The organism is Niallia sp. FSL K6-0212, assembly GCF_038007605.1.
GTDB lineage: Bacteria > Bacillota > Bacilli > Bacillales > Cytobacillaceae > Niallia > Niallia circulans.
On sequence record NZ_JBBOXL010000001.1, the window covers coordinates 4,169,555 to 4,184,918 of the forward strand.

A 15,364-nucleotide genomic window follows, 5' to 3' on the forward strand; every position below is an offset into this window, starting at 1 on the left:
CAATAAAAAGGGCTTTAAATATAATGGAAAGCGTTTGAGTTTTTGACTATTTTAAGGAAGGTAGTCCTTACTTTCTACTTTTTATCTTTCTTTTATATTGAAAAGTTAAAGATTCAGTCTTACAATAAGATAATAGTAAGGAGTATGCTAGTCATGTATATACTCCGTATGAATAACACTGGAGGTTTTTTTACTCATGGCAAAATATACAATTGTTGATAAAGACACATGTATTGCATGTGGAGCTTGCGGAGCAGCGGCACCTGATATTTATGACTACGATGACGAAGGGATTGCTTTCGTTATGTTAGATGATAATCAAGGAACAGTGGAAGTACCTGAAGTATTATTAGATGATATGTTAGATGCTTTTGAAGGTTGTCCGACAGATTCGATTAAAGTGAGCGACGAATCCTTTGATGGAGATCCTCTTAAATTCGAATAGCGCTCTTTATCATACACAGAACAGAAAGGGATAATGATTCCTTTCTGTTCTTTTTATTTAAACTGTTTCAGACTGTAGACAAACTCCTTGAAATTTGAGGTTTTGCCTATGGTCTTTTTTGTGACCTTTTTTAATAAGGTGTTGATTTCCGCTACAGGGGTTCGCTTTCCATGGGGCGAGCGCCGAGCCGCTTCGTCGCATACGCTCCTGCAGGGTCTCGGACTTTCTCGCATCTTCCCTAGGAGTCTCCCCCCTTCCGCTCCAATCAACCTGGTTTCATCAAGTTAGTCTAGAATTTTAACTGCTCTGGTTTAAAATATAGATATTTTTTAGAGGTGAAATCATGCTTTCCAAAACATTCTTCTATTCAAAGAGGTCAAAGTAGAAATGATTGCTTTAGATCAACTTGTTCCACCAAATCACTTAGTTACCAAAAACTCATTCAAAGACATGCATGGGAAAAGTATGTGGAAGAAGCAGATCACCTTCGACATAAACAAGTTATCAAAAAAATTTATGCCAAGCGAAAAGAAACGATTGAACGTGTTTTCGCAGATGCAAAAGAAAATGGCCAACTGGACTTGGGTGAGCCCGGTAACAGCTTAAGAAGAGCATAAAGAATAGATCAAAATACAATAAAATAACAAAAAAAAGACCATAAATTACAAAAGGGGATCAGAATGAAAACATTCTGATCCCCTTTTGTCGACAAACTGAACAATTCAGATAGACACTGAACTGTTTTTTGATTAAACATTCCTAGAAGGGATTTGTTTATTAATCCATACACCCATTTTTGAGAATACTAATGCAAAAATGATAGAAATAATTACTCCTTTTAACAAATTGAATGGAATAATAGCTGAAAGAACCGTTTGTTTTAATAAAGTTGTATCAGTCGGTATTTTCATTAATGTATTATAGAATGGCAGCATAATAAAGTAATTAAACAAACTTAATAATCCCGTCATTATGATAATACTAAGGGCTAAGCCGATAGCCATTCCTTTTTTGGATTTAATCGCATTATACATAAAATAAGTCGGTAAGATGAAAGAAATTCCAGCGATAAAATTCGCGAAATGACCAACAGGAATTCCAGTATCACTTCCGGTTATTAAATAATCTAATATATTTTTAATCAACTCAACTAATATTCCAGCCCCTGGTCCTAAAATAAGTGCGGCAACTAATGCTGGAATATCGCTAAAATCAACTTTTAAATAACTTGGAAATGGTGGGATTGGAAATTTAAGCATCATTAGCACATAGGCTAAACTACTCATCATTCCAATTAAAACATACTTTCTTACATTCATTTTTTTCTTCATTTTTTTCTCTCCTTCTAATTAGGATCCATCTACCTAAGAAGAAAGATTCAGCAATTTTTTAGGAATGCGCCAAATAAAAACCCTCAAGCTCTAGAGACTTGAGGGAGTAATTAAAGGTACGCAAACTCAATAAACGTTCTTAACAGATAATTTGAACGATTGCAGAACCTCCATCTTCTCCCATCCAGACTTTACTGTCGGTTTTGGAATTTCACCAAATCAACCTACCGTAGTAGGGTCACGGACTTTGAGTACAAACTCATCACCGTCGGTCGGGAATTTCACCCTGCCCCGAAGATAGACCAATATTAATTTGTTTTATTACATAAGTTATTATACCCTAAGGAATAAATATTTGTGAAGAAGTTTGCTTATAATTTCAAATTTTGTTCATAAATTCACAAATATATGCCATTTAAACTCAAAAAGAGTTCACAAAATACTATTATATTTATTCCTTAAAAAAATAGTATCTTGTGAACTCTTTTCGCGGTTTTTCCTCCATAAAAGCGTAATTCTGTATCTTTCCATATATAGCTTCTATGTATAATCCTCGCTTGTTTCTCCTAAAAGATACTTACTACTTTTTAAATAAATACTTGCTTTTTTATAGGGTATTGTTGATAGTTCCGAGTTATCCTCTTCTATATTAATTTCCATTTCCTTAATACTTCTCCTTATGTATTCTTCTTCTAACTTCTTTTCTTCCTCGTGAACTAAGTTCGAATGTGGTGTGTGGGTAAGGTTTTCGGATGGCTCTGTTATGACAGCCTCACTCTCTTCCTCCACAGCTATTTTCACAGTCTGCCCTACCTCTACATCTCCTAAAACTAAAATTGGATTAATAGCATTTTCTTTTGCAACAGTCCACTCTTTATTATGTATTTCAAAATGTAAATGAACGCCAGAAGACTGTCCTGTATTGCCCATTTCACCAATTACTTCACCCTTTTTCACCAATTGCTTTTCCTTTACGAATCGTTTATTCAAATGAGCATAGACCGTTTCAAGATCATTTTTATGTTTAACAAAAACAACATTTCCATAAGATTGGGAATAATAAGATCTGGTTACAATTCCTTCATCAACTGCATAAACGTCCTCTCCCAAATCGCCTGCAATATCTATTCCTTTATGTGTACCATTTCTAGTATTAAAGGTATCCGTGATTATTCCTTCACTTGGCCATGTCCATGTTTTTGTTCGTTCCGCTAAGGAGAAAGACTGTGCTTGAGAATGCTTCCCTCCTAAAAACAATAAACTAATGAACAAAAGCATGATAGCAGCAATAAGTATTCTCCTAATATAGTCTCCCATTTGGTATCCTCCTATTCTGTCCGTGTTCAACAGCCTATTTATGACCGTTTTCAGTTGAATACTACCTATTCTCTTTTGGTTGTAAAGTATTGTATCAATGGTTTATAAAGAACTCTTCAAGAAGAGAAGGTTTCTTTAAAAAAGTACTTAACGCGCTATCCTATTCACTTATCTGCATTCTATGTAAGTTTTAACCGCCTGCAAAGATAGAAAAATTACTTGCAGGCAAGTTTCTATCTGTCCCTATCCAATCTTCTCTTTCAACTTATGAGTACATGTTAATGGTTAGAACTATAGAATGCATAGAGAAAAATGCATATCTATTTTTTATGTATGTGCCAATAGCTGATTTTAATTGGAAAAGAGACACGATATATTGTCTACATTCTTTCTGATTTTATTCTAAGGTAATAAAAAACTTCCATAAAAAAGGAATTTTACGATGAAGTCTAAGGAGGAGATTAACGTAAAAAAGAACAAAGCCATTAGCAGACCGCATATTGGATTTTCGATATTTTCTTTTTTATGTATAGATGACTATGGATATTCATACATAATTAATCAAAAAAAGATGCCTTCTTTCTGTAATTCTTATTGGAAACTAATTTGTAAATTTATGTTAAAACAAAATAGATGATAAGGAATTGTCCTTAACTATACTAACAAAAAGGAAAAAATTGTCTTTTAGGGAGTTAGGCATAAAAATAGTCAATTAATACTAGTAGTAACAAAGCTATTTAAAGGAGAGTTCTGTGTGAAAAAGAATATACAAAGGAGAAGTGGAAGCTTAACAGTTGTGAGTGTGACCGCTGGAGGAGTAGCGGGATGGGTAGTTAATACTAATTTAAGTATTATTAGCGATACTGACATGACTCATTTATATGGAATATCCATTTTTCAGGAGTTATTGTCGGTCTATTGTGGGATATAGCTGATAAGTTAAATAAAGATTATGCATCTCTATTTATATATCAGTTATCTTAAATTTCAATCATTTACTATTATAATTTTGTAGAGTGAAATGACAAAGCGGATCGGAGCTCGCCCAATGGAAAGCGAAGTATATTCAGTCTGCAGGTGATGAAAAAAAGCATTCTTTCTTAAATGAATAAAACCCAGAACAATTATACGAATTTTTTAGGATATACGTATAATTGTTCGGAGTTATATTTGTTGAAATACTTATGTCCCAACCCATCTTAATATGTTTTTTCTCTATATAAAGTGCTAAAGCACGTAAAATGAACTATTGTAATATTATCTCTAATATAACTTCACTAATACAAAAAAATTCTCTTTTATTATTGCTCAATATCAACTTTATTGGCGGCAACCGGAACATCTAATTCTTTCGTTAGCTCAAATCCACCTACTTCTTTAACATTGGTATTCTCAAACTTTACTGTAGAATATTTAAAATCTTTTGCTGTTAATAAAATGGACTCAATTGCATGTAATGTTTTTTGATCTTCTTCCATTTTACTTTCATTAGATAAATGAACAACTAATTCTCCCTTGCTCTCGTCTTTTGAAACCTTATCAATATCAATAGTATCAGGGATGGAAGCTGACAAACCATGTGTGTCTATATTATTTTCCATGGCATCAAAAGCATTTTCAATCGTATCATATGGCTTTTCCCAAGGCACATATAATGGTTGATCATCTTGTTCATCATTCTCTAAAAGAAAATATGCTCTATTCTCTAACGGTTTATACTCAATACTTGTTTCTTCGCGATTTCCTAGTACTGCTCCTAGTTTACCGTCTGTATAAAACTCCATTTTCTTGGCGCCAATGGTTTGTAGTTGCTGCTGAACCATTGTATTAAAAAAGTCTTCGGAATGAGAACCAAAATTTGAAATTCCCTGTTTCACATTTACTTCGATGTAATCATCTTTTAAATCATATGCAAACATCTCTGGACTAATTGGGAAATAGCTGCTTAACTGTTTGTTGACGCCGATTACTTTCTTCACGTTTTCCACATACAAATCAAATCTAGACAGCTTATTTGGATTTTCCACTAAAATGCTGACAGGAACAATGACTTGGACATTTTTATCTGGTATTGGGTACGTTAATAATTCTTGCTTTCCTACCTCATCCTCGTAAATAGCCGATGGGATGAGTGAAGTAGTGAGCCTTTCTCCTTGTTCATCTGTCATGTCATAATTTTCACTTTCAGCGGTTTCAGCTATATCATAGCTTTTATTTTTCATTTCAGCAGAATTATCAGCCATCTTGCTTTCACGCTTAAAAGAGTCCTCTCTATTACTATCAAAGAAGCTTTGACTAATAATGAACAGGAGCATAAGCGTACATACGGTCGCCAGTACGGGCATTATTCTTCGCGATTTCCGTTCGCTCTTCTTTTTCATTTGGATTGTACGATAGATAAATTCTGGACTTCTCTCATCTTTTATATATGGCATCTGTTTAAGCACCAGTTTTATTTTGTCATCATTCCACTTTTGTTTCGGCATAAGAATCCTCCTTTCCATCATACTCTTCTAAAAAGTTGCGCAGTGCTTTTAAGGCACGGTGCTGGGTTGTTTTCACCTTGCTTTCTGTCCATCCTAGTGCTTTGGCTGTTTCCGCAATAGATAATTCTTGAATATACCGAAACACAATAACCATTCGTTGGTCTACTGTACAATATTGTAAGGCATGATAAACACCTTTTACTTCTTCTGCTTGCAAGGTGATTTCTTCTGGCAGAAATCCTTCTGCTTTTACTTGCTGTTTCGACCAGTCGAATTTATCCATAATACGGTCTTTCCAATTTTTTTGTTTGCGAAAGTGGTCAATTGCGACATTTCTTGCAATACTAAATAACCAGGTTTTCTCAGAGCTTTTCCCCTCAAAGCGATGATAAGATTTAAGTACACGAATATAGACCTCTTGCATTAAATCTTCGGCCGTTTCTTTATGGTTTACCATATAAAATAAAAATTGAAAAACGTCATGATGATACTTATTATAGATTTCATCAAAAACGGAGTTCATCTCATTCCCTCCCCCGTTCACTATATTAGTCGTAAGTTTAACTTATTTAGTTTCACTACTTATATGTAATTATTCTAATTTCCTTTATCCCATTAGTACGTAAACACAAGAAAAGATGCCCTGAAAAGTTTGACCTCACAAGTTATATCTGTATGTAATAATTTCATACATACAAAATGGAAAAATAGCTTGCAGGGTCAAATACTTTTTTAGACACCCCATACGTTCTATTATGTTAAATTGTTTCTTGTGAATCAAGAAGAATCGCCACATTCTCTAATTTTCTTCTTTATTTCGAGGTAAAAAGATAAAAAATGTCGTTCCTCGACCATATTTACTATAAACAGATATATCTCCCCCATGGGAATCAATAATATTTTTGACAATAGCTAATCCCAAGCCTGTCCCAGCATTACCTCTTGTTCTAGCTTTATCTGCTTTATAAAAGCGCTCGAAGACATATGGTAAATCTTCCTCTGGAATTCCAGAACCGGTATCCTCTACTTCTAGATACACTCCATAATCATCCGATCTGCCTCTTAAAAAAACTGTTCCACCACTTGGTGTATGGCGTATACTATTATCCATTATATTGGTTAGAACTTGTTCGATACGATCTGGATCAAGTTCGTACTCCCCAATATCCTCCGATATAGAGACAGTAAAGGTGATTTCTTTTTCTTTAGCGATGGCATTAAACTTTCTCGCTACCCGATTAATATATGGGTATAGATCAATTGTTTCCTTCCTTAATTCAAGATAACCTGTTTCCATTCTGGCTAAATCTAAAAATTCATTGACTAAACGACCCATACGTAATGATTCATCATAAATAATTCGAGCCATCTCTCTCTTTTCTTCCTCTGACTCAGCAATATTATCGACAATCGCTTCACTGTATCCTTGTAACATACTTATAGGTGTTCTTAATTCGTGAGAAATATTGGCTATAAAATCGATCCGTAGCTTGTCTAATTTACGTTCCTCTGTCATGTCGCGAATGACGACAATCGCTCCTCTAATATCCTTCTTATCATATAAAGGGCTGACAATCATTACCCAGTTTCTTCCCTGTAAAGTGATTTCATCTATTTGTTCATTACCAGTATGAACAGCAAGCTGGAACAATTTACGTAATTCTTCTGGGATTTGTGCTTGCATATCACTTAATTCGCCTTTTTCATAATACCAATGCTGCAAAAATTTCTCAGCAGGAGGATTCGTAAGCAATAAACTACCATTTCGATTAAGGGTTAGCACTCCGTCTGCCATTCCACTTAGTATATTATCTAACTGCTCCTTTTCTTGACTTAAGGCGTTCATATTAAAATTTAACCTTTTCGCCATTTCATTAAATGCGATGGAAAGTTCGCCAATTTCATCCTGTGCCATAATGGGAACCTTAGCTGCAAAATTACCTTGGGCAACTTCAAATGCAGCTTCTCTCATCTTCCTTAACGGAGCAGTAATCCTTGTTAGTAGGAAAAAAGCAAAAATCGTTGTTAGAATAATCGCAATAACAGCTGCTAACACAATAAATTTGGCGGTAGATTGTTTAGATTCATTCATCGATTGTAAGGACTGATAAATAAAAACAGCTCCATCCTCTCCATTCACATGGAGAGGGGATCCGACAATCGCTACTTGTTCAGGTGTATTGTCTTTATTGTTTAATTCTGTCCTTACAACTGCTGTCTTATTGCTTGTCATCACCTTGTTTAAGTCTTCATTGCCCTGTATGAAAGAATAAGAAAGTTCTTGCAAGCCACTCTCTGGATAATAATACACTTGATCTGGAGAGGAAACGATGACAGCTCCTGTTGAATGATCAAGTAGTTCTCCTACAATTTCCAAACCTATTTGATTATTATGCTCTTTCATTATTTCCGATATTTTTGTGGCGGTATTTGTTAATTCTGTTTCCGTCTGCTCGGTATAATACTGCTCAAAATACTCAAGAAGCATAATTGTTAGAATCGTTAATACAACGGAGACCAACAATAAAAAAGTAATCCAAAGCTTAAATACTACACTCCGCCAAAACTTCATCCATTGTTAACCTCAAACTTATATCCTACTCCCCAAACTGTTACAATCATGCTTGCTGCTTCTTCTGATACACGGTTTAACTTTTCTCTTAATCGTTTAACATGTGTATCAACCGTTCTTAAATCACCGAAAAATTCATAATGCCATACTTCTTTTAAGAGTAATTCTCTATCGAATACTTTATCTGGTGACTTAGCTAAGAAATATAGCAGTTCATATTCTTTTGGAGTTAAACTTACCTCTTTCCCACTAGCCAATACGCGGTGTGCATCATGATCAATAGTCAATGCTGGAAAGATGATGACATCTTTTGAAGAACTATCGCTTTGCTCAAAAGTCGTTTTGGTAGAGCGGCGTAATAAAGCTTTTACTCGCAGAACAACCTCTCTTGGACTAAATGGCTTTACGATATAGTCGTCTGTCCCGACTTCAAATCCTTGAACTCTATTTACTTCTTCTCCCTTGGCTGTAAGCATAATTACTGGAGTAGTCTTCTTTTCTCTTAGCTCCTTGCATACCTCCATACCATCTTTACCAGGCATCATTAGATCGAGTAAGATAACATCATAATCTGTGTTTAATGCCTTAGAAAGAGCGCTCATTCCGTCTTCCGCTTCTTCCACAATAAACTCTTCTCTTTCTAAGTACATCTTTAGAAGACGTCTAATTCTTTCTTCGTCATCTACCACTAGGATTTTTATTTCTTTCTCCATCGTTCATACCCTCCTAACAAAAATACACGAAACGATTATCTTTTTTATTGTTTCGTTAGCTGCATGTATAAATAAATGCCATGTCTATTTGTAATAGCTATTTATCTTATCGTTTATTATTTATACTGCATTTCTCCAATAACATTGTAATTTATATAAATGATTTATCTAATCTTCCACAATTATTATAGCATTATTATCATGTAGATATTGTTATCATCCATTGCAATATGTGAAACTTTTATGAACATTTTTGTGTAATTTCTGTCGTATTAAGTAGGTAAACATTGTTATGCAATACAAGGATATAGACGCTGGAGAATACGAAAATATATACAGTTTATCCTTTTTTCTTTTGCGCTTCTGCTCTTAGTAATTTCACTTCATGTGCAGTTAATTCACGAGCATCTCCAGGCTGCAAGCCATTTAAATTTAGGAATGAATATCTTTCCCTTTTTAATTTCATTACAGGTGTTCCAATCGCTTCAAACATTCTTCTGACTTGGCGGTTTCTTCCTTCGTGAATCTTCAGTTCGACAATACTTGTTCCTTTTTTCTTATCAACAGAGAGAATTTTCGCCTTGGCAGGGGCTGTTTTTCCATCCTCTAGCATAATCCCTCTTTCGAGTTGCTTTACTTTCTCACGAGCAGGGATGCCTTTGACTTTTGCAACATATACCTTCTCAATTTCTCCTTTTGGATGCATCATAAGGTTTGCAAATTCCCCGTCATTTGTTAAAAGAATGATACCTGAAGTATCATAGTCTAATCGTCCTATAGGATAAATTCTTGCTTCAATCTCAGAAAAATAATCCGTTACAACTTTTCTTCCTTTATCATCATTGACACTAGAAATTACCCCTCTTGGTTTATAAAGGATAAAATAAACTGGTTCTTCCCTCTCAACAGGAATTCCACTTACCTCAATTTTATCATTAGAACCTACTTTCACACCTAGTTCTTTCACTGTTTTCCCATTAACTTTTACTTTTCCGTCAAGAATTAATTCCTCTGCTTTTCTTCTTGATGCAATTCCAGCGTGTGCAATTACTTTTTGTAGTCTTTCCATCTAAATCACCTCATCCAATTTCTCAACAGTAAAAAATGATTGATCATATTACAAAATATTTTATAAGCGTTTATTTTTTATCCTATTATGAAAATAGACTAATTTCAAAACCTTGATCGTTCTTTTTTTGCCATTCCTATGAATTATGACATAAATGGACGAAATTTCAAAGAAATCTTTAAAATTAGGGATCTACTCATTAAATAAGAATTTTTATATAGTTGGTTGTTATTTTTTCTCATTAACCTTAACAATCTTTTAGAACTCTCATAGAAAGAGAAAGAATCTGCCAAACAACAAAAAAATGCCTTAGGAAAAGTTCCAATACCCCAAACTTTCCCTAAGACATTTTATGATTATTTACCAAACATTAAAGTTACAACTAAAATAGCAGCAATAAATCCAATAAGATCCGCTAGTAATCCAACTTTCAAGGCATCCCCCATTTTCTTTATCCCTACTGCCCCAAAATAAACGGTCAATACATAAAGAGTGGTATCGGTGCTTCCTTGTATGACAGATGCAAGCCTGCCGATAAAGGAATCTGGACCATATGTTGCGATTAAATCACTTGTCATTCCCAATGCTGCATTTCCTGATATTGGTCTTATAATTGCTAATGGTGCTACTTCGGAGGGAACGCCGATAAAGTCTAATACAGGCTTAAGAAAACTCATAAAAAATTCTAATGCCCCAGATGCGCGAAAAATGGAGATAGAAACAAGCATTCCAACTAAATAGGGAATGATGGAGAACGCAATTTGTATTCCTTCTTTTCCACCTTCAACAAAGCTTTCATATGTTGGAACCTTTTTAAATGTTCCATACAGTAAAATAAACCCGATGAGGGAAGGAATCATCCACAATGAAATTAAAGATACTATCTCCATCACTCATCACCCTTTTCTCATTCTCTTATGGTAAAAATAGCGATCAATTAAAATCCCGCCTATACAGGAGAAAATGGTTGCAATAATAGTTGGGCCTACTATATCTGTCGGAGAAGCAGAATGGTAATTCATTCTGATAGCAATAACCGTTGTCGGAATTAAAGTAATACATGACGTATTTAAGGCAAGAAAAGTAATCATACTGTTACTTGCTGAATTCTTGCCCCCATTCAATCTTTTCAATTCTTCCATTGCTTTAATCCCTAGAGGTGTTGCAGCATTACCTAACCCAAATATATTAGCAATCATATTCGATAATATATACCCCATTGCTGGGTGGTTTTTTGGAACCTCGGGAAAAAGCTTTGCTACTATTGGTCTAAATAGATTTGTAAGCTTTTGAAGTAACCCAGCCTGTTCTGCTATTTTCATCATCCCCAGCCAAAAAACCAAAACACTTATAAGCCCAATACATATTGTTACCGCTTCTTTTGCTCCAGAAAAAATCGCTTTATTTACTTCATCCATCGTTCCATTAACTGCTGCAAAAACAATTCCTATAATAGCTAGCGCTGCCCAAATATAATTAACCATGCTTGCCAACCCCAGTCATTGCTGTAAACATATTCTTAAAATAATCTAGAAAGCTTTTTGATTCTTTTGCCTTAGTGTTTTTAAAATGAATAGGAACACTATCTACAAGTTTACTATCTATATATATTTTTGCTTCTCCTACTATTTCAGGTACTTCCTCCTGATTTTTTTCCCATTCTTTCTTCACCTTTGTCAAACTATACTCAACCTTAAATAAATCTTCTTCTTTCTCTGTCACTGGGTATTCTAAATCAGACTTTATATATACTTTATTTTTATAAAATTTATTTTTAACTGTTTTTATTTTCCCTTCCTCAAGTACCTGCACTTTTTTATATGTTTTAAACGCGGTTTCAAACATATTAATATGATCATCCCAGTCATCCGGATCATTTAACGTTACTGCTATATATTCTACTCCATCCTTTTCCGCTGTACTGACCAATGTTCTTTTTGCTCTCTTTGTATACCCTGTTTTTCCTCCTGTTGAATGTTCATATAGACTTGTTAAAAGTTTGTTTTTGTTCCTCCAGACCCGATCCCACTCATTGTTTGTACTTTCCGAACGATAGCTTTTTGTCCCAGCAATTTTTTTATATGTATCATTATTCATTGCGTAACGGGTAAGCAGTGCCATATCGTAAGCTGTAGAATAATGGTCTTCATGATCATCAAGTCCATGGGGATTAGCAAAATGAGTGTTTTTCATGCCGATTTCTTCTGCTTTTTGATTCATTAAATAGACGAAGCCATCTAGACTTCCACCAACAGTTTCAGCAATAGCAACTGCGGCATCATTTCCTGAGCGAAGCATCAATCCATATACAAGATCTTCAAGCTTAATTTTTTCCCCTTCTTGTAAGTAGATAGATGATCCTTCCGTTCTAATTGCATTACTACTAACAGTCACTGTATCCTCTAATTTTCCAGACTCCACCGCAAGGAGCGCGGTCATTATTTTTGTTATACTAGCAATCCTTCTTTTTGTATGTGCGTCCTTTTCAAAAATAACTCGTCCAGAATCTTGTTCCATTAATATCGCACTTTGTGCACTTACATACATTTGTGCACTGCTTTTTTGGGGAATAGCGAGAAACAGAATGGAGGTAATGATTGTAAGAATAATAAGTTTACGTAATTTCATTTAACACAACCTCGTCTCCTTTAATGGTTTGTACAAGTTTATGAAAAAAAAGACAAGCATATGACTAATAAATAGAGCTTCCTAGCAAATAAAATATGCAGTCCTAAAAGGGACTGCATATTTTATAGCATATATCTCTGTTATTTTTAAATTATAGTTATGACTTCCCTTTAATAGGGGCGCCATTTCAATTCACTTGCTTTTAAAAATCGATTTTCAACATCTTTCCAATTAACAATGTTCCACCAATTATCTACATAATCGCCTCTATTGTTTTTGTATTGCAAGTAGTATGCATGTTCCCAAACATCAAGTACTAATAATGGAATGGTGTCCCACTGGGTTAACAGCATATGTCGTTCGGATTGAAGAACTTCTAGTCGCCTTGCTCTTGGAGACCATACTAAAAGCGCCCAACCAACACCTTCCACCGCTTTTGCTGCTTCTGAAAAGTGATTTTTAAAAGCATTAAAACTACCAAAATAGCTCCTTATTTCCTCCATTAATGCACCTTTGGGCTTGCCTCCACCATTAGGGCTCATATTATTCCAAAAAATTGTATGGAGATAATGTCCTGAACCATGAAATGCCAGCTCTCTAGACCAATGTTTCACAAGGGCAAAATCATTATTTTTTCTTGCCTCTTTTAGTTTCTCTTCTGCCTTATTCAGTCCTGTCACATAGGATTGATGATGCTTTTGATGATGGAGCTCCATAATCTCCTTTGAAATATAAGGTTCTAGGGCATCATAAGCATATGCTAACTGCGGCAATTGATGCTCTCCTGCTGCAATTGTCGGCTCCTTTATAAATATTGTTCCAAGCTGTTGTCTTTGGGCAAAATAGCTTTCCATTTGTTCATGAAGCTCTTCTGCTTCATGCTGAATTCTAATTAATTCCTCTGTTTCAATTGGTTTTCTTTGAACACCTTCCATTAACTGCGAAAATTTATCAAGCCTTTTCCAAATACTCTCTTCCTTTTGAACTTCTTCCGATTCTAATAACTGCTTTAATTCCTGGTTCCAAATTAACACATTTCTAACATATTCATTATAACTACTCATCTATGTGCCAACTCCATTTCCTCCATTATCGTTCTTATAAAAGGTATGATAAAAGGATGAGCATCATGTCTTTAAATTACCTCTTTACTGATCTTGTTGGATGTACTCTATGGTAGTTTTTCTTAAATGCGTGGAATTTGGACACAATTATTCGAGCAAAAGATAAACCTTCTTTTTTAAAATAATAAAAAAGTATCTAAGCCACTGCCTAGATACTCCTTTTTTATTCTTCTATTTGCTGAAACGATTCAAAAAACAAATCAGCCTCTTCTTGATTAAACTCTTCTTCCTTTTCTGTCAATGGAGGTAATTCCCCAATATTCTTTAATCCGAAGTGATCCAAGAATTCTTTGGTTGTTCCATATAGAATGGCTCTTCCCGCTCCCTCTGCTCTACCCACTTCTTTAATGAGCGCTTTTGCTGAAAGCGTATGAAGAGGTCTTTCCGTTTTCACCCCTCTAATTTCCTCAATTTCTGCACGTGTAATCGGCTGCTTATATGCAATGATTGCCAATGTTTCAAGAGCTGCCTGTGATAAGGTAGATGCATGTGGGGATTCCACTAACTTTTTTAGATAATCCGAATGCTCTTTCTTTGTGGCAAATTGATACGTACCAGCGATTTCAATAATAGAAATTCCTCTTGTTTTATCCTTACGATAATTTTTTATTAGCTCATCTATTAATTGTTCTACTTCTAATTGCTCCATATCTAAAACATGCATTAATTGCTTGATCGTTAATCCTTCATCTCCCGCGGCAAAGAGAAGACTTTCAACGATTGCTTTCCAATCATTCACTTTCAATCTGTTATTCAACTTCCTTTCCCATTACAAAAATATCTGCAAAGTTTCCTTCTTGTTCTACAAATATTTGTCGACGCTTTAAAAGTTCTAAAATTGCCAAAAAAGTCACGACAATATGTGATTTTGTGGCGACTGGAAAAAGGTCTTCAAAAGATGTTCTCTCTCTTCTAGTTCTTAAAAACCCGACAATTTCTTCCATTCGACTTTCTATTGGAATTTCTTGCCGCGTGATTTTTGTTGCTAACGGTGACTGTAACTTTTTACGTTTTAGCAATTTTTGAAAGGCAGCAAGCATATCATATAAAGAAACATCTAACTCTTGTTTGATGCTTTCTTCATTACTTACGTTAAAATCTGATAAATCACTTGGAGGTCTCGTAAATATAAGCCCTCTTTCCAATTCCATCTCTTTTAGATCATCTGCAGCCTCTTTAAATTTACGATATTCTACTAACCTCTCAATTAGCTCTTCTCGCGAATCTTCTTCCGGCTCATACATTAAATCGTCATCTAATAACTCTTCTTCATGCTTTGGTAAAAGCATTTTACTCTTAATCGCTAAAAGAGTTGCTGCCATCACCAAAAATTCACTCGCTACGTCTAATTGTAACACTTGCATGGCATGAACATAATCTAAATATTGTTCGGTAATTTCTGCGACGTTAATATCATAAATATCAATTTCCAATTTATTGATTAAATGAAGAAGTAAATCTAATGGTCCTTCAAAACTATCAATTTTCACATTATATTGCATTATTCTCACCAAAATCCTAATAGAATCCCTTTAACTTAATAATGATAGTATTAATATAAACGAAACACAATAGTTATCCAACAGAAAAATCACCATTTCCCTAATTTTAAGTCTTATCGTTACATTTTTTATCATTTATCGATATAATAACAGACATGTAATGGATCCTTTAACCCC

Annotated in this window: 15 protein-coding genes, 1 pseudogene and 1 riboswitch; of the genes and pseudogenes, 3 read left to right on the forward strand and 13 right to left on the reverse strand. The window is 34.6% G+C overall.

The genetic code is table 11. From position 1 onward, the window contains the following. Positions 1-196: 196 nt before the first annotated feature. Both MHH96_RS19965 and MHH96_RS19970 read left to right on the forward strand, forming a co-directional pair. Positions 197-445 (forward strand): ferredoxin, encoded by a 249-nt coding sequence (locus tag MHH96_RS19965; protein WP_047940337.1) that lies wholly within the window; start codon positions 197-199, stop codon positions 443-445. A 395-nt stretch (positions 446-840) separates the two neighbouring features. Continuing rightward, positions 841-1,011 (forward strand): annotated as a pseudogene (locus MHH96_RS19970) (transposase); the annotation flags it as partial. A gap of 183 nt (positions 1,012-1,194) precedes the next feature. On the opposite strand, the gene MHH96_RS19975 reads toward MHH96_RS19970, so the two are convergent. Continuing rightward, positions 1,195-1,776, reverse strand: coding sequence for an ECF transporter S component (locus tag MHH96_RS19975; protein ID WP_047940335.1), 582 nt, complete (start codon positions 1,774-1,776; stop codon positions 1,195-1,197). Between the two features lie 168 nt (positions 1,777-1,944). Beyond that, positions 1,945-2,079, reverse strand: a riboswitch (FMN riboswitch). 237 nt (positions 2,080-2,316) lie between these two features. Then, a complete protein-coding gene (locus MHH96_RS19980; RefSeq protein ID WP_095320624.1) occupies positions 2,317-3,093 on the reverse strand; it encodes a M23 family metallopeptidase in 777 nt (258 codons plus the stop codon). A 754-nt stretch (positions 3,094-3,847) separates the two neighbouring features. Between MHH96_RS19980 and MHH96_RS19985 the strand changes: the two genes are divergently transcribed. Continuing rightward, the gene (locus MHH96_RS19985) at positions 3,848-4,024 is read left to right on the forward strand and encodes a hypothetical protein (protein WP_235844472.1); all 177 of its coding nucleotides are present in this window, start codon (positions 3,848-3,850) and stop codon (positions 4,022-4,024) included. Positions 4,025-4,394: 370 nt separating this feature from the next. Here the strand turns inward: MHH96_RS19985 and MHH96_RS19990 are convergent, their stop codons facing one another. The 11 genes from MHH96_RS19990 to MHH96_RS20040 form a co-directional block, all read right to left on the reverse strand. After that, the gene (locus tag MHH96_RS19990; RefSeq protein WP_047940334.1) at positions 4,395-5,579 is read right to left on the reverse strand and encodes a GerMN domain-containing protein; all 1,185 of its coding nucleotides are present in this window, start codon (positions 5,577-5,579) and stop codon (positions 4,395-4,397) included. Continuing rightward, positions 5,557-6,102, reverse strand: coding sequence for an RNA polymerase sigma factor SigX (gene sigX / locus MHH96_RS19995; RefSeq protein WP_047940333.1), 546 nt, complete (start codon positions 6,100-6,102; stop codon positions 5,557-5,559). Before sigX ends, MHH96_RS19990 begins: the two co-directional genes overlap by 23 nt. 276 nt (positions 6,103-6,378) lie before the next feature. Next, a complete protein-coding gene (locus MHH96_RS20000) occupies positions 6,379-8,151 on the reverse strand; it encodes an ATP-binding protein (RefSeq protein WP_047940332.1) in 1,773 nt (590 codons plus the stop codon). Continuing rightward, a complete protein-coding gene (locus MHH96_RS20005; RefSeq protein WP_047940331.1) occupies positions 8,148-8,864 on the reverse strand; it encodes a response regulator transcription factor in 717 nt (238 codons plus the stop codon). The genes MHH96_RS20000 and MHH96_RS20005 overlap by 4 nt, the downstream gene beginning before the upstream one ends. A gap of 340 nt (positions 8,865-9,204) precedes the next feature. Further along, complete coding sequence (gene rluB / locus MHH96_RS20010) at positions 9,205-9,933, reverse strand: 23S rRNA pseudouridine(2605) synthase RluB (protein WP_047940330.1); 729 nt, start codon at positions 9,931-9,933, stop codon at positions 9,205-9,207. A 356-nt stretch (positions 9,934-10,289) separates the two neighbouring features. Then, a complete protein-coding gene (locus MHH96_RS20015; RefSeq protein ID WP_047940329.1) occupies positions 10,290-10,823 on the reverse strand; it encodes a spore maturation protein in 534 nt (177 codons plus the stop codon). A 6-nt stretch (positions 10,824-10,829) separates the two neighbouring features. Next, positions 10,830-11,417 (reverse strand): nucleoside recognition domain-containing protein, encoded by a 588-nt coding sequence (locus tag MHH96_RS20020; RefSeq protein WP_047940328.1) that lies wholly within the window; start codon positions 11,415-11,417, stop codon positions 10,830-10,832. Next, positions 11,410-12,561: a D-alanyl-D-alanine carboxypeptidase family protein gene (locus MHH96_RS20025; RefSeq protein WP_047940327.1), complete on the reverse strand. Its 1,152-nt coding sequence runs from the start codon at positions 12,559-12,561 to the stop codon at positions 11,410-11,412. Before MHH96_RS20025 ends, MHH96_RS20020 begins: the two co-directional genes overlap by 8 nt. 170 nt (positions 12,562-12,731) lie before the next feature. Next, on the reverse strand, positions 12,732-13,625 hold the full coding sequence (locus MHH96_RS20030) for a superoxide dismutase (RefSeq protein WP_047940326.1): 894 nt from the start codon (positions 13,623-13,625) through the stop codon (positions 12,732-12,734). 223 nt (positions 13,626-13,848) lie between these two features. Then, entirely contained in the window at positions 13,849-14,430 is a 582-nt protein-coding gene (scpB, locus tag MHH96_RS20035; protein WP_047940325.1) for an SMC-Scp complex subunit ScpB, read from the reverse strand. A 4-nt stretch (positions 14,431-14,434) separates the two neighbouring features. After that, on the reverse strand, positions 14,435-15,187 hold the full coding sequence (locus MHH96_RS20040) for a segregation/condensation protein A (RefSeq protein WP_082138214.1): 753 nt from the start codon (positions 15,185-15,187) through the stop codon (positions 14,435-14,437). Positions 15,188-15,364: the final 177 nt, after the last annotated feature.